19 protein-coding genes and 1 pseudogene are annotated in these 25701 nt (G+C 63.7%); 16 read left to right on the top strand and 4 right to left on the bottom strand.

Annotation, left to right across the window (positions count from 1 at the left end; all coding sequences use genetic code 11):
* Positions 1-79 precede the first annotated feature (79 nt).
* Positions 80-2836: a preprotein translocase subunit SecA gene (secA, locus tag KKR91_RS12470; protein WP_210231234.1), complete on the top strand. Its 2757-nt coding sequence runs from the start codon at positions 80-82 to the stop codon at positions 2834-2836.
* A gap of 36 nt (positions 2837-2872) precedes the next feature.
* Here the strand turns inward: secA and KKR91_RS17055 are convergent, their stop codons facing one another.
* Positions 2873-3472: an Rv3235 family protein gene (locus KKR91_RS17055; protein WP_237686070.1), complete on the bottom strand. Its 600-nt coding sequence runs from the start codon at positions 3470-3472 to the stop codon at positions 2873-2875.
* A 97-nt stretch (positions 3473-3569) separates the two neighbouring features.
* Positions 3570-4316 (bottom strand): LysM peptidoglycan-binding domain-containing protein, encoded by a 747-nt coding sequence (locus tag KKR91_RS12460; protein WP_210231235.1) that lies wholly within the window; start codon positions 4314-4316, stop codon positions 3570-3572.
* Between the two features lie 243 nt (positions 4317-4559).
* Between KKR91_RS12460 and KKR91_RS12455 the strand changes: the two genes are divergently transcribed.
* On the top strand, positions 4560-5111 hold the full coding sequence (locus KKR91_RS12455) for a hypothetical protein (RefSeq protein ID WP_210231236.1): 552 nt from the start codon (positions 4560-4562) through the stop codon (positions 5109-5111).
* Between the two features lie 50 nt (positions 5112-5161).
* On the opposite strand, the gene KKR91_RS12450 is transcribed toward KKR91_RS12455, so the two are convergent.
* Positions 5162-5392 carry a helix-turn-helix domain-containing protein gene (locus KKR91_RS12450; protein ID WP_210231237.1) on the bottom strand — a complete coding sequence of 77 codons (231 nt, stop codon included), beginning with the start codon at positions 5390-5392 and terminating at the stop codon, positions 5162-5164.
* 190 nt (positions 5393-5582) lie between these two features.
* Between KKR91_RS12450 and KKR91_RS12445 the strand changes: the two genes are divergently transcribed.
* From KKR91_RS12445 to KKR91_RS12430, 4 genes are all read left to right on the top strand, one after another.
* Entirely contained in the window at positions 5583-6230 is a 648-nt protein-coding gene (locus tag KKR91_RS12445) for a CpaB family protein (protein WP_210231238.1), read from the top strand.
* The gene (locus KKR91_RS12440) at positions 6227-7582 is read left to right on the top strand and encodes a CpaE/TadZ family protein (protein WP_210231239.1); all 1356 of its coding nucleotides are present in this window, start codon (positions 6227-6229) and stop codon (positions 7580-7582) included. Before KKR91_RS12445 ends, KKR91_RS12440 begins: the two co-directional genes overlap by 4 nt.
* Positions 7583-7668: 86 nt before the next feature.
* Positions 7669-12513, top strand: a complete 4845-nt coding sequence (locus KKR91_RS12435) for an NAD-glutamate dehydrogenase (RefSeq protein ID WP_210231240.1) — start codon at positions 7669-7671, stop codon at positions 12511-12513.
* Between the two features lie 35 nt (positions 12514-12548).
* Positions 12549-14030 carry a sensor histidine kinase gene (locus KKR91_RS12430; RefSeq protein WP_210231241.1) on the top strand — a complete coding sequence of 494 codons (1482 nt, stop codon included), beginning with the start codon at positions 12549-12551 and terminating at the stop codon, positions 14028-14030.
* Between the two features lie 127 nt (positions 14031-14157).
* Here the strand turns inward: KKR91_RS12430 and KKR91_RS12425 are convergent, their stop codons facing one another.
* Positions 14158-14406: a WhiB family transcriptional regulator gene (locus tag KKR91_RS12425; RefSeq protein WP_104052537.1), complete on the bottom strand. Its 249-nt coding sequence runs from the start codon at positions 14404-14406 to the stop codon at positions 14158-14160.
* A 249-nt stretch (positions 14407-14655) separates the two neighbouring features.
* On the opposite strand from KKR91_RS12425, the gene KKR91_RS12420 reads away from it, so the two are divergent.
* The 10 genes and pseudogenes from KKR91_RS12420 to wecB all read left to right on the top strand — a co-directional run bounded on the left by KKR91_RS12420 (position 14656) and on the right by wecB (position 25643).
* The gene (locus KKR91_RS12420) at positions 14656-15096 is read left to right on the top strand and encodes a hypothetical protein (protein WP_237687369.1); all 441 of its coding nucleotides are present in this window, start codon (positions 14656-14658) and stop codon (positions 15094-15096) included.
* Positions 15097-15403: 307 nt separating this feature from the next.
* Positions 15404-15604 (top strand): annotated as a pseudogene (locus KKR91_RS17220) (hypothetical protein); the annotation flags it as partial.
* Positions 15578-16348: an SGNH hydrolase domain-containing protein gene (locus tag KKR91_RS12415; RefSeq protein WP_420481435.1), complete on the top strand. Its 771-nt coding sequence runs from the start codon at positions 15578-15580 to the stop codon at positions 16346-16348. The pseudogene KKR91_RS17220 and the gene KKR91_RS12415, both read left to right, overlap by 27 nt.
* A gap of 130 nt (positions 16349-16478) precedes the next feature.
* The gene (gene glf, locus KKR91_RS12410) at positions 16479-17666 is read left to right on the top strand and encodes a UDP-galactopyranose mutase (RefSeq protein ID WP_210231243.1); all 1188 of its coding nucleotides are present in this window, start codon (positions 16479-16481) and stop codon (positions 17664-17666) included.
* 92 nt (positions 17667-17758) lie between these two features.
* Positions 17759-19681, top strand: coding sequence for a glycosyltransferase (locus KKR91_RS12405; protein WP_210231244.1), 1923 nt, complete (start codon positions 17759-17761; stop codon positions 19679-19681).
* A gap of 3 nt (positions 19682-19684) precedes the next feature.
* Positions 19685-20554 carry an ABC transporter permease gene (locus KKR91_RS12400; RefSeq protein ID WP_210231245.1) on the top strand — a complete coding sequence of 290 codons (870 nt, stop codon included), beginning with the start codon at positions 19685-19687 and terminating at the stop codon, positions 20552-20554.
* Between the two features lie 2 nt (positions 20555-20556).
* Positions 20557-21282: an ABC transporter ATP-binding protein gene (locus KKR91_RS12395; protein WP_210231246.1), complete on the top strand. Its 726-nt coding sequence runs from the start codon at positions 20557-20559 to the stop codon at positions 21280-21282.
* Positions 21283-21393: 111 nt separating this feature from the next.
* The gene (locus KKR91_RS12390) at positions 21394-23355 is read left to right on the top strand and encodes a DUF6541 family protein (protein ID WP_210231247.1); all 1962 of its coding nucleotides are present in this window, start codon (positions 21394-21396) and stop codon (positions 23353-23355) included.
* 48 nt (positions 23356-23403) lie between these two features.
* A complete protein-coding gene (locus tag KKR91_RS12385; RefSeq protein ID WP_210231248.1) occupies positions 23404-24498 on the top strand; it encodes a polysaccharide biosynthesis C-terminal domain-containing protein in 1095 nt (364 codons plus the stop codon).
* Positions 24495-25643: a non-hydrolyzing UDP-N-acetylglucosamine 2-epimerase gene (wecB, locus tag KKR91_RS12380; RefSeq protein ID WP_210231249.1), complete on the top strand. Its 1149-nt coding sequence runs from the start codon at positions 24495-24497 to the stop codon at positions 25641-25643. The genes KKR91_RS12385 and wecB overlap by 4 nt, the downstream gene beginning before the upstream one ends.
* The last annotated feature ends 58 nt before the right edge of the window (positions 25644-25701 follow it).

The following is a 25701-nucleotide window of genomic DNA, read 5'->3' as shown; positions in this document are numbered from 1 at the left end:
ACCCCTGCACTGCGTCAAACGTCTCTCACGTAGACTGGGGACGCCAGAATCAGGCAACACTAGATTGGGAGCAAATCAGGTGGCATCACTACTCGAACGGGTTCTTCGCACAGGCGATAAAAAGACGCTGAAGACGCTGCGCAATTACGCCGATGCGATCAACGTGCTCGAGGATGAGTACAGGGGCATGTCCGACGCCGAACTGCGCGGCGAGACGGACCGCTTCAAGGAGCGCTACGCCGACGGCGAGAGCCTGGACGACCTGCTGCCCGAAGCCTTTGCCGCTGTCCGGGAGGCCGCCGGCCGCACCCTGGGGCTGCGCCACTTCGATGTGCAGATGATGGGCGGCGCCGCCCTGCACCTGGGCAACATCGCGGAGATGAAGACCGGTGAGGGCAAGACCCTGGTCGCCACCGCTCCGGCCTACCTCAATGCTCTGACCGGCCGCGGAGTGCACATCGTGACGGTCAATGACTACCTGGCCGAATACCAGTCCGACCTCATGGGCCGCGTGTTCCGCTTCCTGGGCATGACCAGCGGCTGCATCCTCTCCAACCAGGACCCCGCAACCCGCCGCGAGCAGTACAACGCCGATATCACCTACGGCACGAACAACGAGTTCGGATTCGACTACCTGCGCGACAACATGGCCTGGAGCTCCGTGGAACTGGTCCAGCGCGGCCACCACTTCGCCATTGTCGATGAAGTGGACTCCATCCTCATTGACGAGGCCCGCACCCCGCTGATTATTTCCGGAGCGGCCAGCGGCGACGTCAACCGCTGGTACACCGAGTTCTCCAAGGTGGTGCAGCGGCTGAAGCTGGACACCGACTACGAGGTGGACGAAAAGAAGCGCACCGTGGGCGTGCTCGAGGCAGGCATCGAGAAGGTCGAAGACTACCTCGGCATCAACAACCTCTACGAGGCAGCCAACACGCCGCTGATCGGGTTCCTGAACAACGCCATCAAGGCCAAGGAACTGTTCAAGCGGGACAAGGACTACGTGGTCCTCAACGGCGAGGTCATGATCGTTGACGAGCACACCGGGCGCATCCTGGCCGGCCGCCGCTACAACGAAGGCATGCACCAGGCCATCGAGGCCAAAGAGGGCGTGACCATCAAGGCCGAGAACCAGACCCTGGCCACGGTCACCCTGCAGAACTACTTCCGCCTCTACGAAAAGCTCGCGGGCATGACCGGTACCGCTGAAACCGAAGCGGCCGAGTTCATGAGCACCTACAAGCTGGGCGTGGTGCCGATCCCCACGAACAAGCCGATGGCACGGATCGACCAGCCCGACCTCATCTACAAGAACGAAATCGCAAAGTTCGACGCCGTCGTGGCGGACATTGCCGAGCGGCACGCCGCCGGCCAGCCGGTCCTGGTGGGCACCACCAGCGTGGAAAAGAGCGAGTACCTCTCCAAGCAGCTGGCCAAGGCAGGCATCCGCCATGAGGTGCTGAACGCCAAGAACCACGCCCGTGAAGCGGCCATCGTTGCGCAGGCCGGACGCAAGGGCGCCGTCACAGTCGCCACCAACATGGCCGGCCGAGGCACCGACATCATGCTCGGCGGCAACGCCGAATTCAATGCCATCGCCGAACTGGAACGGCGCGGACTGGACCCGAGTGAAAACCCGGACGAGTACGAAGCAGCCTGGCCCGATGCCCTGGAGAAGGCGCGCGAGGCAGTGGCCGCCGAACAGGCCGAGGTCATCGAGCTGGGCGGCCTGTACGTGCTGGGTACCGAACGGCACGAATCCCGCCGCATCGACAACCAGCTGCGCGGCCGCTCCGGCCGCCAGGGCGACCCGGGGGAGTCACGCTTCTACCTCTCGCTGACCGATGACCTGATGCGCCTGTTCAACTCGGGCGCGGCAGAGCGGATCATGAACAGTTCGTCCATGCCCGACGACGTCGCACTGGAGTCCAAGATGGTCTCCAAGGCCATCCAGAATGCCCAGGGCCAGGTCGAGGGCCGCAACGCAGAGCAGCGCAAGAACGTCCTGAAGTACGACGACGTCCTGAACCGCCAGCGCGAAGCCATCTACGGCGACCGCCGCCGGATCCTTGAGGGTGATGACCTGCAGGAGAAGATCGGGTTCTTCCTGGAAGATGCGATCTCCGCGATCGTCAACGAGGCGACCGCCGAAGGCCATGGTGATGACTGGGATTACGACCAGCTGTGGACCAACCTCAAGACCCTCTACCCGGTGGGCCTGACCATCGATGAAGTCGTCGAGGAAGCCGGCGGGCGGTCCAAGGTCACCCGCGAGTTCCTGCAGGAGGAAATCCTCTCCGACGCGAAGCTGGCCTACAAGGCACGGGAGGAGTCACTGGGAGCCCCCGCCATGCGTGAGCTCGAGCGCCGCGTGGTCCTCTCCGTGATCGGCCGCAAGTGGCAGGAACACCTCTACGAGATGGACTACCTCAAGGAAGGCATCGGCCTGCGCGCCATGGCCCAGCGCGATCCCCTGGTGGAGTACCAGCGCGAAGGGTTCGTCATGTTCCAGACCATGACCGAAGCCATCCGCGAAGAGAGCATCGGTTACCTGTTCAATGCCGAGGTCAAGGTCAACCAGCCCGCTGCAGCACTTCCCGGGGCCCTGAATGGGCTCAAGGACGCACGCGGCGTTGTCGCTGCGCCCACCATTACCGCTGCCGGGCTGGAAGCACCGCAGCGCCCGGCGAGCCTGCAGTTCTCCGCACCGAACTCTGAGGGCGGGGTTGAGACCCGGGTGGAGCGGGCGACGTCCGCCAAGCCGGCGAACGCTGCTGCCGCACCGTCGCGGAAGGCTGCCAAGCCCGCCGCGAAGAAGGCCAAACGGCGCAAGTAACCCGGCCAGACTGGCCGGGTGCACGCTGGTCCCGCGCTAGCCAATCTGCAAAGCTGTCACCTTCCAGAGTCCGCGCCGCAGCTCCACGCGAAGAGCTGCGGCGCGGACTCTGTCTTGTTCGGCCGCCACCACTGCCGCCTCATAAACCCCCTCCGATACCGGGCAGACCCGGCAGCAACGAATCAGCACCTGCCGGTGCAGCAGTACCGGCGCCTGGGGTTTCCCGGTCCGGTCCGCAGCTGCCTGCTCCCTGCCGCGGACCAGGTTGGCCCGCAGTTGCAGGCGTTCGTAGCTGGGCGGGTCCAGCCATCTGGCCAGCTGCTGCAGGGGCCGGGTGCCGCCGAGCACCTCCAGCGTCGCTTGGGTGACTGACCTGGCGATGGCGTTCACGCGGGCGTCGTCTTCAGGGTTGCTGTGCCAGTGCTCGAAGCCCGTATCCGCGGCCGCGCCCGATTCGGCGGCAGGGGCAGTCGGCGCCTCCGGCGCAGGCCGGGGGCGGAACGTCAAAGGCGGCGCCACTTCCGCTGCGGCTGACGAGCTCCGGGTCCGGTGCACTGTCAGCGGACGGGGGGCTCCGGAGGCCGCAGCCAAGTCCTCGGCTGCTCCTGGAATCGGAAGGGTGATCACTGTGGTCATGGAGCTGTCCTTTCCTGCAGTGCCGTCTCCACCGGCGGGTGGCCGGCGGAGGCATAGCGGACGAATGTGACGGCGTGATATCAGACAACGGTGAAGACTAGGGCGGGGAAATCTCGGGCACATCAAGGACTTGGCCCGGGAAGATCAGGTCGGGACGGTCTCCGATCACAGCCCTGTTCAGCTCGTACCACCGCGGCCAGTGGTCGGCGATCCGGGCATCGGTTGCATGAGGTCCCAGCTGTTCTGCGGCCAGGCTCCACAAGGTGTCGCCCGGGCGGACGATCGCTTGGGCGCCAGCCGGAGGGGCTTCTTCCCGGCCGGGGCGAATGAGCATGTTCGCGCCGGTGGGTGGCTGGCGGGGTTTCCAATGCGGACTGGCAGGGGCGTCCGCCGCTTTGCCGGCCTCGCCTGATCCGTCCTGCATCAGTGGGAGCAGCTGGCTGCCCGAGGGCTGGCTCAGGGACTGCTGGCTTGCAGGTGTGGGCGGCGCGGCCGCATTGGCAGGCGCGGCCACGCCGGCCAGGAGATTCAGGCCGAGGGCGGCAGTGGCAAGCCGCTTCATGAACGCCGGAGCCAGGGCGCCGGCGGCGGCAGCCGCGGCAGCATGGCCGGCCTTCTGCAGCCCGGCTGAGAGTACGGCCAGCAGGAGCCCGAGCGCCCACCACGCGGCCAGCGCCAGTCCGGCGGCGGAAGCCGCAAAGCCGGCAAGTCCCTCGAGGGACGAGACCGGACCCCGCAGTACCGTGGCCGGGTCCGGCTGCGTAGCCAGGCCGGCCAGGAGGAGGATCGCTGCCACCGTGGCGCCGGCCGTGAATGTGAGCAGGTCGCGCAGGATCTCTCTCACCGGGGCCTCCTTTCCTCTGCGTGGTGTTCCGGGCCTTCGGATGACGGATTGAACCGCCGTTTCCTTGGTCTTCCGTCTTTCACTTGATGCAGTTTGATGCGGTTTGATGAAGTTTGAGTCGACTCGCCTGCATTTGATGGGCTCTGTCTACATCCCTGGCCAGGTGCTGTCTAGGGTGGTCGATGAAGTTGTTTGCAGCGGGTGACAGTGGTTGATCCTCGGGGAAGGGGTTAGCCTGTGCGGATGCGATGGGATGCCCTTTTTGCCGATCTTGAGGCGCAGCTGGCCGGAGCGAGCCTGGCCATGCAGGAAGCGGAGGTCTCCGAGCGGCACCGCACCGACTTTGCCGCCGTGGAACTCACGGACCGGCTCCGCAGCCAGACGGGCAGGCACCTGAAAGTCCAGGTCGGTCTTCCGGGCGTTTTTTCCGGGGAGCTCCGGCATGTGGGCAGCGGCTGGGTCGTGCTGGAGGGGGAGCGTCAGTCCGCCGTCGTTTCACTCGAACACGCGGTGTTCATCGAGGGAATGGACCGTTTCTCCACGGTTGCCGCACCGCTGGTGCGGCTGGGACTGGCCTCAGCCGTGCGCGGGCTCTCCCGGGACCGGTCGCCCGTGCGGGTGTTTCCGGCCTGCCAGAAGCCCGATGCCGCGGTGGACGGCAGCATTGACCGCGTGGGTAGGGACTTCCTTGAACTGTCGGTGACGCCTCGGGGCGAACCGAGGCGACCGGCCAATGTCCTGGCGGTCTACACGGTGCCGCTGCACGCCGTGGCTGCCATCTGTTTAATGCACTGACCGCTGTTCAAGGCGCTGAGCGCCCTCGATGGCCTGAGCACCGGCCGGAGTCACTGCTCGGCGGCTGCCCTTTCGTTCAGGTCGGCGCGCTGTGAGGCAGAGCGCCGGTAAGCCTGGGTGATGAACTCCTCCAGGACACGGGATTCCACCCGCCACTGGCCACGGCCTCCGATTTGGATGGCAGGCAGCTCACCGGACCGCACCAGGGCATACGTCTGCGAGGACGAAATATTCAGGACCTCGCCGACATCCGCCAGCGTCAGGAACCTTTTCTCACCCATGATGCCTCCAACTGGTTGCCGCAACGTCGGGTCCAGTCTGCCATCGAAGACCGCTCTGCGGCGAAGTTATCCACAGTTTGAAGTTTCCATGGAATCACCGTGTGCTTTCACGTTTTTCTGGATAAGAATGTCAGGGATTTGCCGTGCCCGGCGCCTGTGCTCCGGATCAGTTGTGCCACCAGGGGGAAGAATGAGTCTCACAACCGCCCAGCAGCCTGACGCGCCGCGCCTGAAAAAACCGTCCTGGAAAGATCCGCGCCTGATCCTGGGCATCATGCTGGTCCTCGCATCCACCGCCGGAGTCGTTGCCCTCGTGGGCTCCGCCGACCAGCGGATCGACGTCTTCGCCGTCGACGACGCTGTTCCGTTGGGCAGTCCCGTCACCGCCGAGGACTTTATTGTCGTACCCGTGCGGCTTGGTGACGTCACGGGTTCATACCTGAGCGCAGCAGAGGGCATTCCAGCCAACGCGGTTGCCACTTCGGCGCTGAGGGAGGGAGAACTGCTCGCCCACAGCGATCTGGGCAGGGCAGACGCACTGGACCGGAAGCCAGTTGGCCTGCGCGTTGATGACCCGCTCCCCAGCGGCACGCGGGCCGGTTCCCGGGTTGATGTCTGGGCGGCCATGCCGGATAAGAGCAACGGCTTCGAAGAGCCCCGGAAGATCCTGGCGGCAGCGGAGATCTCCGAGCTGAGCATCGACGAATCGGTACTCGGCGCCAACCGGTCCACCCAGATCCTCGTCCTGGTGGAAGATGACGATCTTCCCGGGCTGCTCAGCGCCCAGTCCAACGGCGCCCGGATAGCAGTGGTCCTTAATCCGGCCGCAGGCTCATGAGCATTCCGGTGGTGACACTGGGCAGCGGTGTCGGAACGATCGTCCAGGACCTGGAACGCCTGCACGGGCCGGTGACCGTGGTCCGCCGCTGTGCTGAGCTGTCCGAGCTGATCGCCGCCTGTCAGAGCGGCATCGCCCGGGCAGCGATTCTGGCCGACGACGCCGGAGACGTGACCGCTGCGCTCGTAGACCGGCTCGCCGCCTCGGGTGTTGCCCTGCTTGTCCTCGCCGACCAGGAAGCGGCCAAAGCGCGGCTGGACGCCCTGAAGGTTGCCCACGCACCCAGGGGCTCAACGGCTGACGTCCTCTCCGGCCTGATCACCGAGGCTGTCCATCAGTTGCAGGGCCAGGACACTCCCACGCTGCTGGCAGACCCTGCCCGTGCCCTCCGAACCGGAACGGCCCAGCGGGGAGCCGCCGCCGGGGATCCCCGGCTCGGGATGGACGCCACAGGAGACGGCACCGCACAGGAGGATGCCCCGGGGGAGGGCGACGGCGTCCGGGCCAATGGCACAGTCAGCGCGGTCTGGGGGCCGGCCGGGGCTCCGGGCCGGACAACAGTGGCGGTCAACCTGGCCGCCGAGGCTGCGGCAGCGGGCAAGACCGTGCTGCTCATTGATGCCGATACCTACGGTTCATCAGTGGCGGCCAGCCTTGGCCTGCTCGATGAATCTGCGGGGGTGGCGCACGCCTGCCGGCTGGCCGACCAGGGCCTGCTGGATCAGGCCTCACTGCTCCGCAGTGCCCTGGGCGTGTCGCTGAAGGGCCGGCGGCTGCTGGTACTGACCGGTATCACGCGCTCGGACCGGTGGATTGAACTGCGTCCCACGGCATTGGGCGTGGTGCTGGAGCAGGCACGGCACCTCGCGGACCTGACGGTCATCGATTGCGGATTCAGCCTGGAGGCAGACGAAGAGCTCAGCTTCGATACGATGGCGCCGCGCCGCAACGGGGCAACGCTGCGCGCACTCGAGCTGGCCGACACCGTCTACGCCGTCGGAGCGGCGGACTCGGTGGGAGTGCCCCGCCTGGTCCGGGCCCTGGCCGAACTCGCCGCGGCGGTGCCGGGAGCCGCGCCCAAGGTGGTGCTGAACAAAGTCCGGGCCTCCGCCGTCGGGCGCTCGCCGGAACGCCAGCTCCGTGATGCCTGGGACCGCTTCGGCCCGGCCGGGACTCCAATCACCGCGTTCCTGCCCGCTGAGCCAGCCACGGTCGACGCCGCGCTGCTGGCCGGTAATGCGTTGCTGGAAACGGCGCCGGCGTCGCCGCTTCGCCATGCAATCGCCGCGCTCGCCGATGTCAGCGTCGCGTCGCGACGTCGCAGCCGGTGGGCTGTAACCGGTGCAAAGTGACCTTTTCATTCCTGCGGGATAGGCTCGTGTAAAGCCGTCTGCAATGACGCGGACCGCAAAAGCAGGCAACAACGGAGGCGTATTACATGTCGTCTGGATCCCGTATTCCGGATCTCCCAGGTACCGACGATTCCCTGGACGAATTCACAGGGAATTACTACGAGCACATGGCAGCAGAGGATGCGGAGGGATATCCTCCGTCAACCCTGCGCGAAAGGGCCCAGCGGCACCGCGATCTGGCCTCCCACCGCCCCGAAGGCACCGCCTCGGTGGACATTTTTGACCAGGGCGACGCAAGCGTCATCCTCATCGTCACCGACGATATGCCGTTCCTGGTGGATTCGGTGACGGCGGAAATCGTCCGGCGCAACGCCGGGATCCGGCTGGTGGTGCATCCGACGTTCCTGGTGAGCCGTGGCCGGCAGGACGGCGCACTGCAGTCGGTACGCCGGGTTCCCGCCGTGGCAGGGGTCTCCAGCGGCGACACCGCAGCACTGCCCAACCTCTCCAGCCTGCTGGGCGGCCAGGACGAAACCACCCGGATCGAATCCTGGATCGCCGTCGAAGTGGCACGCCTGAGCGATGAGACCGCCCGCAATGACCTGATTGCCGGTCTGCGCAAGGTCCTCGAGGACGTGCGCCTGGCCGTCACCGACTGGGCCGCCATGCGCGCCAAGGTCCATGAGGTGTCCCGTTCCCTGGAGGAAGCCTCCGGCTCGGGGGAAATCCCCGACCTGAAGCAGGCCCGTGAGCTGCTGTCCTGGCTGGACAACGGAAACTTCACCTTCCTGGGCTACCGCGAGTACGACCTCATCACCGAAGACGGCGAAGACATGCTCCGGGTCAGCGCCGAAAAGGGCCTGGGCCTGCTCAGCCGCACCTCCCCGGCACGCCGGGTCCAGCACCTCACCAGCGCCGGGCGGGCCAAGGCCCGGGAAAAGCGTGCCCTCGTCATCACGAAGGCGAACTCCCGTTCCACCGTGCACCGGGCTGCCTACCTTGACTACATCGGCATCAAGCGCTTCGATGCCCAGGGCAACGTCAACGGCGAGCGCCGGTTCATCGGACTGTTCTCCACCGGCGCCTACACCGGCTCGGTGCGCAACATCCCGATCGTCCGCGACAAGGTCCGCGAAGTCATGCGCCGCTCCGGCTTCCCGGCAGACTCCCACTCGGGCAAGGACCTGCTCTCCATCCTGGAGACCTATCCGCGCGACGAACTCTTCCAGGTCGACGTCGACGCCCTGCTCGAAACCGCCCAGGGCATCCTGCGGCTGCAGGAACGACGCCGCACGCGGCTGTTCCTGCGCGCAGATGTCTACGGCCGCTTCGTGTCCGCCCTGGTCTACTTCCCCCGCGACCGGTACAACACCTCGGTGCGCCTGCGTATCCAGGACGAGCTGCGGTCAACGTTTAACGCCGTGTCAGTCGACTTTGAAGCACGGCTGACCGAATCGGCACTGGCCCGGCTGTTCTTCCGGATCCGGCTGCCCCGCGGCGCAGAGATCACTGAGGTTGACACCGTCGCGCTCGAACAGCGCCTGGTACAGGCCGCCCGTTCCTGGAGCGAAGGCATCACCGAAGCCCTGGGCTCCCGCTTTGACCGTGACGAGGCCGCGAAGCTCTCCGCGCTGTGGGCCGAGGCATTCCCGGCCAACTACCGGGTGGACTACGAGGTTGAAGGTGCGCTGGAGGATATTGCGCGCTTCGAGGACCGCGCTGCGAACCCCGACACGGCTCCGGAGCTCTTTGTCTATACGCCGGAATCCTCCCGCCGCAGCGGCGGCGAGGACGCCCGCCTGAAGCTCTATCTGCTCCAGCCGCGGTCCCTGACGCAGCTCCTGCCGATCCTGCACAACCTGGGCCTGGAGGTCCTGGATGAGCGGCCCTACGAGGTGAACCGTTCAGACGGAACCACCTTCCACCTCTACGACCTGGGGCTCAAGTACCCGGCGGGCATGGATCCGGAAAAGACCGGCTCGCTCCTGGCCGAGGCTTTCCGCGCCGGTATGTCCGGCGCCAGCGAGTCGGACTACTTTGACCGCCTCATCCTGGAGCTCGGTCTGTCCTGGCGCCAGGTGGTCATCCTGCGCAGCTATGCCAAGTACATGCGCCAGCTGGGCAATACCAACTCCTACGGCTTCGTGGCCGGCACGCTGCGCCGCAATCCGGCCGTGGCCTGCGCCCTGGTGGGACTGTTCGAGGCACGCTTCAATCCGGACCTGTCCGACGACGAACGCACCACCGCCGTTGCAGCGGCACGCGAGGCGCTGGACGCCGGCCTGGAGCAGGTGCCCACACTGGATGCGGACCGGGTGCTGCGCACCGTGGCAAACCTCATCAATGCCACGCTGCGCACCAACTTTTACCAGGACAAGCCGTATGTCAGTTTCAAGCTGAACACCGCTGCCATTGACGGCGCTCCGTTCCCGCGGCCCAAGTACGAGATCTGGGTCTACTCCCCGCGCGTGGAAGGCGTCCACCTGCGCTTCGGCGAGGTCGCCCGCGGCGGGCTGCGCTGGTCCGACCGCCGGGAAGACTTCCGCACCGAGGTCCTGGGCCTGGTGAAGGCGCAGACCGTGAAGAACGCGGTCATCGTGCCCACCGGCGCCAAGGGCGGCTTCTACGCCAAGCAGCTGCCAGACCCGGCGGCCGACCGTGGAGCGTGGATGGAAGAGGGCAAGGAAAGCTACCGGACCTTCATCCGCGCCCTGCTGGACATCACCGACAACCTGGTCCTGTCCGACGGCGAGGAGCAGGTTGTTCCGCCTCAGCGCGTGGTACGCCACGACGGCGACGACAGCTACCTGGTGGTCGCAGCCGACAAGGGCACTGCCTCGTTCTCCGACATCGCCAACGAGCTGTCCGCCGAATACGGCTTCTGGCTCGGAGACGCGTTCGCCTCGGGCGGTTCCGTGGGCTATGACCACAAGGCCATGGGCATCACCGCACGCGGCGCCTGGGAATCGGTCAAGCGCCACTTCAGCGAGCTGGGCGTGGACACCCAGAACGAGTCCTTCACCGCCGTCGGCGTCGGAGACATGAGCGGGGACGTGTTCGGCAACGGCATGCTCCTGTCCAAGCACACCAAGCTGGTGGCGGCCTTTGACCACCGGCACATCTTCCTGGACCCGAACCCGGATCCGGCCGCGTCCCACGCGGAACGGCGCCGGCTCTTCGAGCTGCCCCGGTCCTCCTGGGCCGACTATGACGCCTCGCTGATCAGCGCCGGCGGCGGGGTGTTCCCGCGCCAGTCCAAGAGCATTCCGCTGAGCCCGGAGGTCCGCGAGGTCCTGGGCCTGGACAAGTCAGTGACGAAGATGAGCCCGCCGGACCTGCTGCGGGCCATCCTCAAGGCTCCGGCCGACCTGCTCTACAACGGCGGAATCGGCACCTATGTGAAGGCCTCCACGGAGACCAACACCGAGGTGGGGGACAAGGCCAACGACCCGATCCGCGTGGACGGTTGCGACCTGCGGGTCAAGGTCATCGGCGAAGGCGGAAACCTGGGCATGACCCAGCGCGGACGCATCGAAGCCGCCCGGGCCGGAGTCATCCTCAACACGGACGCGATCGACAACTCGGCCGGCGTCGACTGCTCCGACCACGAGGTCAACATCAAGATCTTCGTCGACCGGATGGTCGCTGCCGGACGCCTGGACCCGGCCGAACGCTCGGAGTTCCTGCATTCCATGACCGATGAAGTCGGCCGCCTGGTGCTGCAGGACAACAAGGACCAGAACATGCTGCTCCTTAACGACCGCCGGCACGTGGTCGAGTGGAGCCCGAGTTTCGAACGGCTGATGGACTGGCTGGAGAAGCATGCGGACCTGAACCGCGAGCTGGAGGCGCTGCCCACCAATGAAGAACTGCGGGCCCGGGTGGCTGCGGGGGAGGGACTGACCTCACCGGAGCTGTCCGTGCTGGCGGCCTACGCCAAGATTGAACTGACCAAGGCGCTGACCAACTCCGACCTCGCCGATGATCCCTACTTCAGCGGCACCCTGCGCCGGTACTTCCCGAAGCAGCTCGTGGAGCGGTTCGAGGACCAGCTGGATACCCATCCGCTGCGCCGCGAAATCATCGCCACCATGGTGGCTAACGACATCATCAACATCGGCGGCATCACCTTCGCCTTCCGCGTCATCGAGGAAACCTCGGCCACCGAGTCGATGGTCGCCCGCGCCTTCACTGCGCTGCGGGAGATCTACGGGATCGACGGCGTCGTCACGGCGCTGAACAACCTGCCGGCCAGCTTCCCCACGGATAACTGGACCACCATCCACCTGGACATGCGCCGGCTGCTGGACCGGGCCGTGCGCTGGTTCGTCAATCATGTGGGCCGCGGCAGCTCCATCGACGAGGATATCGAAGCGTTCAAGCCGATGCTGGTGCCGCTGCGCGCCAACCTGCTGGACTACCTGCAGGGCAAGGACCTGGAACGGTTCCAGACGGCGTTGGAACGCTCCCGCGACTGGCAGCTGCCGGAAGATCTGGGGACGTACTGGGCTGAACTGTTCGAGAGCTTCGGGTTGCTGGACATCGTCCTGCTGGCCGCGAAGCGGGTGGACGAGCCGGCCGGAAACGTCGCCGGGATCTACTTCGCCCTGTATGAGCGGTTCGGTGTGGATGATCTGCTGGAGCGGATCACCCGGCTTCCGCGCGGTGACCGCTGGCAGGCACTGGCCCGGGCGGCGCTTCGCGACGACCTGTACTCCACCGTGGCGGACATGACCGTGGCGGCCATGACGGCTACCGCCGATCAAGCGGGGGAGGCCCCGGACAAGCGGGTAAACCTCTGGGAAGAGCAGAATGCCGACAATCTCGAACGCGCGCGGGCGATGTTCGAGGACGTCAACAAGCTCGAGCGTGACGACATGGCATCCCTCTCGGTTGCCCTGCGGCTGCTGCGCTCCATCGTCCGCCGCTAGCGCGGCACGAAGAACACCGACAAGAAGAAGAGACTGTGGCCATTTTTACCGATCCGATCAAGGACCATGCCGACTTCGGGCCGGGGGACGCGGAATGGCTGCACCTGCTGGTCGGCGACTGGCAACTGGTCGCCGACCTGGCCTTCGCCGACCTGGCCCTCTGGTTCCCGCTGCCAGACGGCAGCTATGTGGCGCTGGCACACGCCCGCCCCTCGACGTCGCACACTGTCTTCCACAGTGACTTCGTCGGGGAGCGGATGCGTGCGGATCTGCAGCCGCTGGCGGACAAGGCCTGGGAGAGCCAGGTCATTGAGCGGTCCAGCGAAACGAACTGGACGACAGAGACGGCCATGCGGGTGGAAGCGATTCCCTTCGTCCGCAACGGCAGGACGCTTGCCGTGGTGACCAGCCACATGGACCTGTCATCCTCCCGCATGCCCTCGCGGCTGGAACTGACGTACCGCCAGTGCGCCTACGACCTGCTGCGCATGGGAACGCTGGGGCTCTGGCCCGACTTCGCCACGCCCACCGGCTCCCGCCGCGGTGCCCCGCGCGTGGGCGACGGGCTGATCAGGATGGATGCCGACGGCGTCGTGCAGTACGCCTCGCCCAACGGCGTCTCGGCGTTCCGCCGCCTGGGGGACATGGAAACCCTGGAAGGCCGCTCGCTGGCGGAGATCACCACCGCGCTGCTCAAGGACCGGCGCATGGTGGACGAGACACTGCCCCTGGTGGTGACCGGGCGGATGCCGTGGCGGACCGAGATAGAATCCCGCGGCGTGAGCCTGTCGCTGCGGGCAATTCCACTGCGGGACGAGAAGGAACGATTCGGGGCGCTGGTCCTGTGCCGCGACGTTTCCGAGCTGCGCCGCCGGGAGATGGAACTGGTCTCCAAGGACGCCACGATCCGGGAAATCCACCACCGTGTGAAGAACAATCTGCAGACGGTGGCGGCCCTGCTGCGGATGCAGTCGCGGCGGATGGAAAGCGAAGAAGGCAAGCAGGGCCTGGCGCAGGCGATGCGCCGGGTGGCGACCATTGCCCTGGTGCATGAAACGCTCTCGCAGGGGCTGACTCAGAATGTGAACTTCGACGAGCTGATCGACCGGCAGTTCAGGCTGGCGGCCGAGGTGGCCTCGCCGACGCAGCAGGTGCGGACCGAGAAGGAGGGATCCTTCGGAGAGCTGCCCAGCGACTTCGCCACGCCGCTGGCACTGGTGATCAATGAGTTGGTGACCAACGCCGTCGAACACGGGCTTTCGGACCGCAAGGGCACCGTGCGGCTGAGCGCTTCACGGCAGATGGGACCCGACACCGAGGAGATCCTGACCGTCACCGTGTCCGACGACGGCGCCGGGCTGCCGCCGGAACCGCGCCGGGAAGGGCTCGGGCTGCAGATTGTCCGGACCCTGGTCCAGAGTGAGCTCGACGGCACCATCGAATGGTCCGCCCGCGAGGGCGGCGGCACGCAGGTACGGATCGAAATGGGTCTGGATGCGGAGTCGCGCCGGGCCTAGGCGGGGTGCGCTGCAGACGCTACGTCCGGCAGCCCGTCTACCGAGGGGCTGCGCTTAGCGCGGTGCTGGGATTAAAAGGAAGGGCCGCTGCCCGTGGCAGCGGCCCTTCTGAAGTCTTAGACCCGTGTTAGGAGGCGCGTCGTGCGCGTGCGGCACGGCGCTTCAGCGCGCGGCGCTCGTCTTCGCTCATACCGCCCCAGACGCCGGCGTCCTGACCGGTTTCGATAGCCCACTGAAGGCAGGTATCCATGACCGGGCATCGGCGGCATACACTTTTCGCTTCCTCAATCTGAAGAAGAGCAGGGCCGGTGTTGCCCACAGGGAAGAACAGCTCCGGATCCTTGTCCAGACACGCTGCGCGGCTCCGCCAATCCATGCTAATCACAATCTCCTCTAAATAGTTGACTCCCACGTGTTTGTGAAAACATTCACGAGCAACTCCAAACGAAAGGGGCCAGCTCCGGCCCCTGATTTTCCCCAGCTACTAGGATTCCACGATACGGAAACCCAGACAAGGGTTAATTAGCTCTTACTTTGCGCAAATCATGAGGGATGCGTCACAGCGCCCCGGTGTTTGCGCCCCGGGACGTGGGCGCACTTCGACTATGTCCGGTATGGTGCCAGTGTGTCAAGACCCCAAGAGCCGCACCGGAAGGCTGGCAAGTCTGCCGCCGTTCCGCCGGCAGTCATTGTTATATCCGTTGTACTCGTGCTGGAGGCAGCCGCATTGCTGAGCGTTGCGGGCTGGTTTATTTACAACCTTTTCACGGCCGCACCGGTTTCGATGGGCGGTGCGGTCTTCACCACCGTCCTGCTCGCGGCGGCGGGAGCCTGGCTGCTGGCCCTGGCTCATTTCTTCTATCGCGGATTCCGGTGGACCCGTGCCGGAACACTCGTTTTCCAGCTGTTCGCCGTCGTCATCGCCGTGCCCACCCTCCAGGGCGGCGTCCTATTGGCCGGGCTGCTTCTGTTGCTGCCGGCTGCGGCCGTGCTGGTGCTCCTGTTTACCAAGCCGGTGCTCGAACACACGAGCAGGCTTTCCGGGGGAGACCCGAAGGTTCTCTAACCCGTTTCTGGACCCTGCGAACCTGTCTCCGGGCTCCGCGAGACTGTGGAGGGAACCACACGCGGATGTGTTTTTGGTCCAGCGAAGTCGAATCCACCGTGCGGCAGCAGCGCGCCCACCGGCAGTTATTCCGCCCTTTTTAACGCAGACGGCCCTGTCCCGGCGCGATCCGGCGTTTTCAGTCTCCGGAACCATTCTGCCTAGTATTGAGACGAAGTAGCCGGCGCGGGGGTGCCGGGCACGCGCCAAGGCCGCGGATTCCGGGGGGAGTCAACGGCTGGATTACCTGTCCCGATAAGAGGTCTTTGTGTCACAGCTTCAAACGGAAGCCCCCAAAGCATCCGCTGGCCTTTCCCCCCAAACGACTGACAAGCCGGCTTACCGTCCCGAAGTACAGGGCCTACGGGCACTCGCGGTCCTCATGGTCGTCACGTACCACATCTGGTTTGGCCGGGTTTCCGGCGGCGTCGATGTCTTCCTGCTGATCTCTGCATTCCTGCTCTCGCTTATCCCTGGTCCGACACAGATCAGCGCGGACTGGGGGGAGCTGGAAAGTGCATGCAGTGGCGAGGATGAGCCTGGCTCCGCTGTCCTTGACGGCCATTGCCGCGTGACAGCCCCGGACAATCCTGCAAGGACCATCTTGGTGATCGGTGATTCCCATGCCCAGCAGTGGCTAGGGGCGGTTGAACCTATGGCGGGGGAGAGCAACTACAAAGTGGTGTCCCTTCTGATGGGTGCTTGCTCTTTCGGTATCGAGAGTGAAGGGCGCAGCCAAGGGTGCAACGACTTCAACGCAGCCGCAATGGCCTACGCCTTGGAACATGACGTGGATGCCGTGATCACCGTTGCGTCCGCCGCGTCCAAGGACAGCACTGAAGAACGCATCGTCGACGGGTTGCCAGCCGCCGCTAGGGAGCTAACTCGTCACGGCATCGTTGTGGTGGGCGTCCGAGACAATCCACGTTATCCGTTCAACATGTACGCCTGTTCGCAGTCGGAAGGTGCTTCGGCCTGCGCTACGGACCGGTCCCTGAAACTGGCTTCAGAAGCTCCATTCAACTGGCCCGGGGGCGTGCCTGACGGCGTTGGATTTGTGGACATGAGTGATCTGATCTGTCCTGCCGGGGTATGCCCGCCAGTGATCGGAAACGTAAACGTGTATATGGACACTAATCATCTGACCGCAACTTACGCGGGCAGTATGAGTGACGAGTTCAGCGCGCGGTTCCATGCTGTGTCCGGATGGTGAAGTGTCCTGCTGCGCATGTCCGTTGTCCGGTGGTAGAGCCGCACGGAAATGCCAGCCGCAGGAAACTCGGATAGCCTAGATCGTCGGGTACAGCCCATAGAGGCAGTTTTAAACCAAACAGGAGTGGATTGTGAACGTTGACCTCGTCGTCGTCGGAGCGGGCTTTTTTGGCCTCACCGTAGCCGAGCGTGCTGCCAAGGAACTGGGCCTGAAGGTCGCAGTGCTTGATCGCCGCCACCACATTGGTGGAAACGCCTACAGTGAAAAGGAAGCCCAGACCGGCATCGAGGTCCACCGTTACGGAGCGCACCTGTTCCACACCTCCAACGAGCGTGTGTGGGACTACGTCAACCGCTTCACCGACTTCACGAACTACGTGCACAAGGTCTACACCAGCCACAAGGGCGAGGTGTACTCGATGCCGATCAACCTCGGCACGATCAACCAGTTCTTCCGGTCGTCCATGGGACCGGCGGAAGCAAAAGCGCTCATCCAGGAGCAGGCCGGTGAACTGGCGGGTACCAACCCCTCGAACTTGAACGACAAGGGTATCCAGCTTATTGGCCGCCCCCTCTACGAAGCGTTTATCAAGTACTACACCGGGAAGCAGTGGCAAACAGATCCCAAGGACCTGCCCGCGGAGATCATCTCCCGCCTCCCGGTGCGCTACAACTATGACAACCGGTACTTCAACGATAAGTACGAGGGGCTGCCGGTCGATGGCTACACCGCATGGATCGAGCGGATGGCCGACCATCCCAACATTCAGGTCCACCTGAAGACAGACTTCTTCGACGACGGCCACGAGTTCTCCCGGAACGCCACCCGCGGGCAGGTGCCCGTCATCTACACCGGCGCCGTGGACCGCTACTTTGACTACGCCGAAGGTGACCTGTCCTGGCGCACCATCGATCTGGAACAGGAGGTCCTCCCCATCGAAGACTTCCAGGGAACATCGGTCATGAATTACCCGGACGAGGATGTTCCGTACACCCGAATCCATGAGTTCCGTCACTTCCACCCGGAGCGTGCCTACACCAAGGACGCCACGGTGATCATGCGCGAGTTCTCCCGCTTCGCAGAAAAGGGCGATGAGCCTTACTACCCCGTCAACACGGGTGAGGACCGCGCAAAGCTGCTTGCTTACCGCGACCTCGCCAAGGGGGAAAAAGAGGTTCTCTTTGGTGGTCGGCTTGGCACGTATAAGTATCTTGACATGCATATGGCGATCGGCTCGGCCTTGTCGATGTACGACAATAAGATCAAGCCCCACTTCACCGGTGGGGCAAAGCTTGAAAGCGGAGGAGTTGACGCGTGAGCCAACTGAAGACAGAAGAAGAGCAGAAGAGTTCGGCCGGACAGGAACAGTGGCAGACACTGCAGCGGGTCATCTTCCCCGACCAGAGCCAGATGGACACTGCCCTGCTGTATGTCGACAGCGGCTCCGCCATGGGCGCGCAGGTCAACACCATGGATGGTTCAATGGCCAAATCGACGGCATCGAAGGCCGCTGACACAGGAGCTGCCGCCGCCGCAGCCGAAGTGCACGTCGAGGACTTCCTGTCGCGTACCTCCACCATTGCCCGACCGGGACAGCGTTTGTCTTTCGGCACCTACTTTAACGCGTTCCCGGCAAGCTACTGGCGCCGTTGGACTGACGTTGAGAGCGTCCGGCTCCATGTTGAAACCAAGGGCGCCGGCGCCATCAGCGTCTACAAGTCCAACGCCCGCGGCTCTCTCCAGCACGTCGAAACCCGGCGCGTCGACGGCGATACAGTATCTGACTTCGACCTGACCCTAAAGCCTTTCGGTGACGGCGGCTGGTACTGGTTCGATCTGGTGGCAGGGGCGCAGCCGATGGCCCTGGTGGAAGCCGCTTGGCTTGCCCCCGGCGAGGCTAGGAAGCCCGGCTCAATCACGCTTGAAATCACCACGCTCAACAAGAACGAGTTCTGCCTCAATAACCTGAGAATCCTGGCGGAAAACCCCGAAGCGTTGGACAACGTCGCCGAAGTGCTGATTGTCGACCAGGGCTCGAAGAAGCTGGTCGATGCCGAAGGATTCGCAGAGGCTGAGGCTGCTTTGGGTGGCAAGTTACGGATGATCCATCAGGGCAATCTGGGTGGCTCCGGCGGCTTTGCCCGCGGTATGTATGAAGCGGTGGAAAACGGGAGTGACTACGCCCTCCTGCTGGACGACGACATTGTGATGGAGCCGGAGAGCATCTCCCGCATGCTTACCTTTGCCGATCGTTGTAAAACACCCACCATCGTTGGCGCTCACATGTTCGATCTGTCCAACCGGTCAGTCCTGCATACCTTCGGCGAAACTGTGAATCTTTTCCGTTTCCAGCCGGACCACCCGTTCAAGGAACAGATCCTGGGCCATGACTTCGCCCGGACCAACCTCCGAACGACATCATGGATGCACCGGCGCGTGGACGTTGACTATAACGGCTGGTGGATGTGCATGATCCCCACCGAAGTCATCCGCAACATCGGGCTTTCCCTGCCGGTGTTCATCAAATGGGACGACGCCGAGTACGGGCTGCGTGCCAAGGCTGCTGGCTACAACACCGTCTCCATGCCGGGTGCCGCAGTGTGGCACATCACCTGGGCGGACAAAGATGACGCCGTCGACTGGCAGGCGTATTTCCACAGCCGCAACCGCCTCATCACCGCCCTGCTGCACAGCCCGTACCCGCGCGGGGGGCGCGTGGTCCGCGAAGGCAGCTTCATCGATATTAAGCATCTGATCTCTATGCAGTACTTCACTGCCCAGGGCCGGGTCATGGCCCTCAAAGATCTGATTGCTGGACCGGAACAGCTGCATGAGATCCTCCCGGACAGGCTTCCGGCGATTCAGTCGATGCGGAAGGAATACTCCGAGGCCCAGTTCGAGGCCGATCCGGAAGCATTCCCCCGTCCCGGGATGGGCAAGCCGCCGCGTCATGGCCAGGGTTTCAAAGCCCCTTCCTACGTGACGCTGGTTCCCTGGGCCGCCAAGACGATCATCCGGCAGCTAACGCAGCCGGTCACCAAGGCCAGCAAGGAGCGCCCGCAGGCACGAGTCGCCCACATAGACAACCGTTGGTGGCGTATGTCCCAATACGACAGTGCCGTAGTAACCAATGCTGACGGAACGGCTGCCTCTTGGTACCAGCGCGACCCTCGCAAAATGCGGGCCCTGCTGGCCGAGGGGGCGAGGCTTAATGCTGAAATCCTCAAGGACTGGCCCAAGCTGAGCGATATGTACCGCAAGGCGCTTCCCGAGATCACCTCCATGGAAGCCTGGAAAGCAACTTTCGAAAAGCACTCGGAAGAGAGCAAATAGACCTTGGCTACCGGTGAACTTGCCACCCCGGGTTCCGGGGGAGGCCTGCGTGACGTGGTTCGTTCGCGTTACCTCCTGAAACTGCTCGTCGCTAAGGAGCTCAAGGTCCGCTACCGCGGGTCGGTGCTGGGGCTGCTTTGGTCGTATGTGAAGCCCGGCGTGCAGTTCCTGGTCTTCTGGTTTGCCTTGGGCATATTCCTGGGTATGAACGACAGCACACCGAACTTTCCCATCTACCTTTTCTCGGGAATCATCCTGATTAACTTCTTTAGCGAAGCATTGGGGAACGCGTCCCGGTCGATTGTGGGAAACGGTGGCCTGATCAAGAAGATCTATCTGCCGCGGGAGCTCTTTCCGGTAGCTTCGGTGTGGGTCTCAGCGGTGCATTTTCTGCCGCAGCTGCTGATCCTCCTCGTGGCCGCTGTGTTAACAGGATGGCGACCGGGATTGTCGGAACTGGCCGCCGCTGTCGCCGGTTTCCTGATCGTGGCCCTGCTGGCCACAGGCCTGGGCCTGTTCTTCGGGGCTGTCAATGTCTACTTCCGGGACTCCGAGAACTTTGTGGACATGCTGCTCATGATTGCTACCTGGGCGTCTCCGGTGCTTTACCACTGGCAAATGGTCCGCGATTCACTGGGTACGACTGCCTTGACGGTTTACCAGATCAACCCGCTCACGACGGCCGTGGAACTGTTCCACTACGCGTTCTGGCTTCCCACAACCGGCTGGGACGCCGCGGGAATGGCGGCCGATATGCCGCCCTCGCTGCTCACGCTATGGCTGCCCGTTGCCTTGGTTACCTCTGCCCTTGTCCTTCTGCTGGGGCAATTCACCTTCCGGCGGCTTGAAGGCCGCTTTGCTCAGGAGCTGTAAACGTGACCACCGCGATCGAAGTGCACAACGTTTCCAAGGAATTCGTCCTTCGTCACACCCGGTCTATCAAGGAGGCCTTTGTCTGGTTCGTTAAGGGCCGCAAGGGTGACCTGTCGGAGAAGTTCTTTGCACTGAAGGACGTCTCGCTGGAGATCAAGCAGGGCGAATCCGTGGCACTGCTGGGGCTCAACGGATCGGGCAAGTCAACGCTGCTCAAACAGATTTCCGGCGTCATGCTTCCGGACTCGGGAACTGTGGGGACCCGGGGCCGGGTGGCTGGCCTGATTGAGGTTGGCGCCGGGTTCCACCCCGATCTAAGCGGACGGGACAACGTCTTCCTCAACGGTGCAATCCTGGGCATGTCGGAGGCGGAAATCCACGAGAAGTTCGACTCCATTGTCGAGTTCTCCGAGATCGGTCAGTTCATAGACACCGAAGTGAAATTCTATTCCTCCGGCATGTACCTGCGGTTGGCCTTTTCTGTGGCCGTCCACACCGATCCCGAGGTGTTCCTCGTGGATGAAATCCTGGCTGTCGGTGATGAGCCGTTCCAGAAAAAATGCCTGGCCAAGATCAGGGAATTGGCCGACGAAGGTAAGACGCTCGTCGTCGTCAGCCATGACCTGGACCTGGTCGCCAGGATCTGTGAGCGCGGAGTCCTGCTTGAACGCGGCAAAGTGGTCATGGACGCACCGGTTGCGGACGTCGTGGCGCGGATGCGGCGGTAGCAATCCCCGCCGGGCCAGTGGCTGCACAGAGAAAAAGTAGCCACGGGCCTGCACTACGCTGTTCCTAGATAACACTTGATAAGAGGTAGGTAATACGTGTCCTGGTGGTCCATGCTTCCTTTGTTTCTGGCGACCACAGGAGTGTTCCTGCTTCCTGGCCTCTTGATCGCACTGCTGGGCGGTGTCCGGGGCTTCGCGCTCCTGGCCCTAGCCCCGGCACTGACTGTCACGATCGTCTCGGTCGGCGCCATCCTCGCGCCCCTGGCCGGGCTCAACTGGATTGTCGGTGTCGCCGTGCTTATGGTGGCGGCTGCGGGAGCAGCGTTAGGCGCGTGGTGGTGGGTGGGACGCCGGAGCGCTCCGGAACGCCATCCGAGCAATGGGGCCTACAACGCCGCTCTTGCCGGTGCCGTCGTCGTGGCTGTCTTCCTCATCGGACGCAGGCTGCTGTTCGCTTTTGGGGAGCCCGATTCCTTCTCCCAGACCTTCGACAACGTCTTCCATCTGAATGCGATCCGCTACATCCTGGAGACCGGGGCTGCTTCCACCTTTGAGGTGGGACAGATGGCGGGGAACTCGTATTATCCGGCGGCGTGGCATGACATGGTCGCGCTCATCGCGGAACTCGCCTCAGCAGGCATTCCCGTTGCCGTTAACGCGGTGAATCTCTTCGCAGGGGCGGTCATATGGCCGCTCGGGTGCATCTACCTTGTGCAACAGCTGTTCGGTAGGCGTGTAGTCCCGGTGTTGCTGACGGGTGTGCTGTCCGCGGCTTTTGGTTCCTTTCCACTGCTGATGCTTGATCACGGTGTCCTGAACCCGAATGTCCTGTCCATTGCACTGTTTCCTGTGGCCCTCGGCGCCGCGGTCAGCGCGCTTGGCCTGACGCCCGGAAACCAAAACAGCCCCCTCATCCGCTGGCTGCTGCTGATAGCCGTGATTCCCGGCATGACACTGGCCCATCCCAGCACCACGATGGCCCTTCTGGCAGTTCTCATTCCGGCAGCCTGCGCCGTTGCCTGGCAAAAAGGCCTGAATGGTGCCCCCACCGGCCGTTATCCGCTCCGGACCGGCAAGGCATGGTTGCCGTGGGTCGGCGTAGTCGCCTACATCGCAGTGGTGGCGTACCTCTGGACCGTTTTGCGTCCCGTGGAGGCCGCCTCGACGTGGGTTCCCATTCAGTCCACCGGACAAGCGATCGGTGAAGTCATCTCCGGGACCGCGCTCGGCCGGCCTGTCACCTGGGCGCTGTTTATCCTGACCGCAGCCGGGCTGGCGTTCCTGTTTGCCCAGCGTGGCACCCGATGGATCGGTTTCATGTATGTCGTCCTTGCTGGCCTGTTTGTGGTTGTCTCATCCTTCCCGCAGGATGAGCTCAGGATGTACCTCACGGGGGTCTGGTACAACGATTCCCCGCGTCTCGCGGCGCTTGTCCCGGTTATGGCAGTTCCAGTGGCCGCTTACGGCGGCTGGAAGCTGCTGGACTGGGTCGGCACCCTGCCAGCAGTTGCATCGGGGCTGGACAGGTTCCGGCACCGCACGGCCAGCGGGCCGGCCTATGCGGCAGTGGCAGTGGTGGCAGCTGTGGCCCTTATCGGCGTCTCGACGTATCTGACCCAGAAGGCCAATATCCGCCAAGCGGCTGAGTCAGCGCGGGCCAGCTACCTGGTGACCCCCGATTCGAGCCTCATTTCAACCGATGAGCTGGAACTGCTGGAGCGCTTGGGCGAAGAGGTCCCGCCGGACGCCATTCTCGCGGGCAACCCATGGACCGGCAGCGCGCTAGCCTATGCGCTGTCCGACCGTCAGACCCTCCAACTACACATCCTGGCAACGTACGGCGACGACGTTGACACCATCTATAACCGGCTGCGTGATGCTCCCATGGACCCCGAGGTTTGCCGGGCTGTGGAATCCACCAGCGTTGACTATGTCCTGGACTTCGGCTCCCAGGAAGTGCACGGTGCAGACCATGGCTTCGTCGGGTTGCGTGATCTGGAGGAGACCGGCGCAGCACGGCTGGTCGACCAGGTCGGCGATGCGAAACTTTATGAGATTACGGCGTGTAAGTAGGTACCTCCTACAGGCACATGTCGGGAAGAACGAGCAGAAGGAAACAGCATGACTATCGTAATTACGGGAGGCAACGGCTTCCTGGGATGGCACACCCGCGTTCTCGCGCACAGCCTCGGCCAGGCCACTACCAGTATTGGCCTGGGACGTAAGTTCAACCTCGAGGAAGCAGTTTCCGCGCTTTCCGGTGCTGAAGTCCTCGTTCACATTGCCGGTGTGAACCGTGGCACCGACAAGGAAGTCGCCGAAGGGAACCTCGAGTTTTCCCGCCAGCTGGAACAGGCGCTGGCAGCAGCCGATACCGAAGCACTCAAGACGGTTGTCTACGCCAACTCTGTCCAGCAGGGCAATGGTACGGTCTATGGCCGTGCCAAAGCCGAAGCCGGTGGCGTCCTCGGGGCCGCGGCCGTCCGCTCGGGCGCGGAGTTCAAAGACGTCGTTCTGCCGAACCTCTTCGGCGAGCACGGAGTGCCCTTCTATAACTCCGTCGTCGCAACCTTCTGCCATCTGGTGGCGGCCGGCGAGACGCCGACTGTTAGCGAGGACAAGGTCCTCACTCTCCTGCACGCGCAGGATGCCGCCGAGCTCCTGCTTGGTGTCCGGAGCATCGAGGACCAGCATCTGGCCGAGGTGCAGCGTTCGGTGAGCGACCTCCTGGCCGGGATCCAGTCCATGGCGGCTACCTATGCCACGGGCACCATCCCCAAGCTGGGCACTGACTTTGAACGGAATCTGTTCAATACCTACCGCTCGTTCCTGTCAGGCGAGAACCTGCCACACGCGCTCGAACTCAAGACCGACGCCCGCGGCTCCTTTGTCGAGCTGGTCCGTTCGGAGGGAGGCGAAGGCCAAAGCTCCTTCTCAACAACCAAACCTGGAATAACCCGCGGACAGCACTACCACCGGCACAAGATCGAGCGGTTCATCGTAATGTCGGGCACCGGTGAAATCGCAATGCGCCGAATGTTCTCCGACGACGTGGTTCGATACGCTGTGAGTGGGGATAAGCCCGTCGCCATAGATATGCCGACAATGTGGTCGCACAACATTACAAACGTCGGATCCGACGAGCTGTACACAGCCTTCTGGATCAGCGAAATCTTCGATCCCGCATCACCCGATACCTTCCCGGAGGAAGTATGAATACCCCGTCACGCAAGCTCAAAGTCCTAACTGTGGTTGGGACCCGACCTGAAATCATTCGGTTGGCAGCAACGATCCGCCGTCTTGACCGCTCCACCGAGCACGTCCTCGTGCACACCGGGCAGAACTACGACTACGAGTTGAACGAGGTTTTCTTCGAGGACCTGGGACTTCGGCGCCCGGATCATTTCCTCGCCGCGGACACGACCTCCCTTGGTGCGGTACTCGGGAGTATTCTGGCCAAGCTTGAAGCAGTGCTGCAGGCGGAAAAGCCGGACGCCATGGTGGTCCTGGGAGATACCAATAGTTGCATCTCGGCGCTGATCGCCCGACGGATGAAGGTTCCCGTTTACCACATGGAAGCCGGCAACCGCTGCTTCGACGAGAACGTTCCCGAAGAAGTCAATCGCAGGCTGGTTGACCACGTTGCCGACTACAACCTGGTATACACGGAGCATGCACGTCGCAACCTGCTGGCAGAGGGGATCCACCCCTCCCGCATCCTCCTCACCGGTTCACCGATGCGCGAGGTGCTTGAAGCCAACGCCACGCAGATTGCCGAAAGCACGGTCCTCGCGGACCAGGGCCTGACCGCCGGGGAGTACTTCCTGGTCAGCCTGCACCGCGAAGAGAACGTGGATAACCCCAAGCGTTTGAAAGAGGTGCTTGGCGCGCTCCAGCACCTCTCCGAAAACTATGGCCTGCCGGTCCTGGTTTCCACGCACCCACGGACACGCAAGCGGCTTGAGGACCAGCCGGAGGAGTTGAAGAAGGGCCTACGTTTTCATGCGCCCTTCGGCTTCAACGACTACGTGCAGCTGCAGATGTCCGCCAAGCTCGTGCTTTCCGACAGCGGCACCATCAGTGAGGAGTCCTCTATCCTGGGCTTCCCGGCCGTGACCCTGCGGGACTGGATCGAGCGTCCGGAATCGCTGGATTCCGGTGTCATTATCACCACCGGTGTTGAGACGGAGTCGATCGTCGACGCCATCGAGATCGTCCTCGACCAAGCGAAGACCGACGGGCTCGCAGACGCACCTGCTGAGTACCAGATCCGGGATACCTCCCGTCGTACCGTGAACTTTATCCGGTCCACCGCGCACAGCCATCACCGCCGTGCCGGCCTGAACATGGATAAGGGCTAGGCCAGGCCCTCCGGTTATACAAAAGCTCCCCCCGCTGCCAGGCAGCGGGGGGAGCTTT

This window comes from Arthrobacter jiangjiafuii (assembly GCF_018622995.1).
In the GTDB taxonomy this organism is placed as follows: Bacteria; Actinomycetota; Actinomycetes; order Actinomycetales; family Micrococcaceae; genus Arthrobacter_B; species Arthrobacter_B jiangjiafuii.
This window is presented reverse-complemented; position numbering and strand designations above follow the sequence as displayed.

Bases quoted from the DNA above. Each gene is read 5' to 3' on its own strand.
- KKR91_RS12440 (WP_210231239.1), top strand. From the start codon at position 6,227: ATGAGCATTCCGGTGGTGACACTGGGCAGCGGTGTCGGAACGATCGTC.
- KKR91_RS17055 (WP_237686070.1), bottom strand. From the start codon at position 3,472: ATGACCACAGTGATCACCCTTCCGATTCCAGGAGCAGCCGAGGACTTG.
- KKR91_RS12450 (WP_210231237.1), bottom strand. From the start codon at position 5,392: ATGGGTGAGAAAAGGTTCCTGACGCTGGCGGATGTCGGCGAGGTCCTG.
- wecB (WP_210231249.1), top strand. From the start codon at position 24,495: ATGAATACCCCGTCACGCAAGCTCAAAGTCCTAACTGTGGTTGGGACC.
- KKR91_RS12435 (WP_210231240.1), top strand. From the start codon at position 7,669: ATGTCGTCTGGATCCCGTATTCCGGATCTCCCAGGTACCGACGATTCC.
- KKR91_RS12405 (WP_210231244.1), top strand. From the start codon at position 17,759: ATGGACACTGCCCTGCTGTATGTCGACAGCGGCTCCGCCATGGGCGCG.
- KKR91_RS12385 (WP_210231248.1), top strand. From the start codon at position 23,404: ATGACTATCGTAATTACGGGAGGCAACGGCTTCCTGGGATGGCACACC.
- KKR91_RS12455 (WP_210231236.1), top strand. From the start codon at position 4,560: ATGCGATGGGATGCCCTTTTTGCCGATCTTGAGGCGCAGCTGGCCGGA.
- KKR91_RS12445 (WP_210231238.1), top strand. From the start codon at position 5,583: ATGAGTCTCACAACCGCCCAGCAGCCTGACGCGCCGCGCCTGAAAAAA.
- KKR91_RS12390 (WP_210231247.1), top strand. From the start codon at position 21,394: ATGCTTCCTTTGTTTCTGGCGACCACAGGAGTGTTCCTGCTTCCTGGC.
- KKR91_RS12425 (WP_104052537.1), bottom strand. From the start codon at position 14,406: ATGGATTGGCGGAGCCGCGCAGCGTGTCTGGACAAGGATCCGGAGCTG.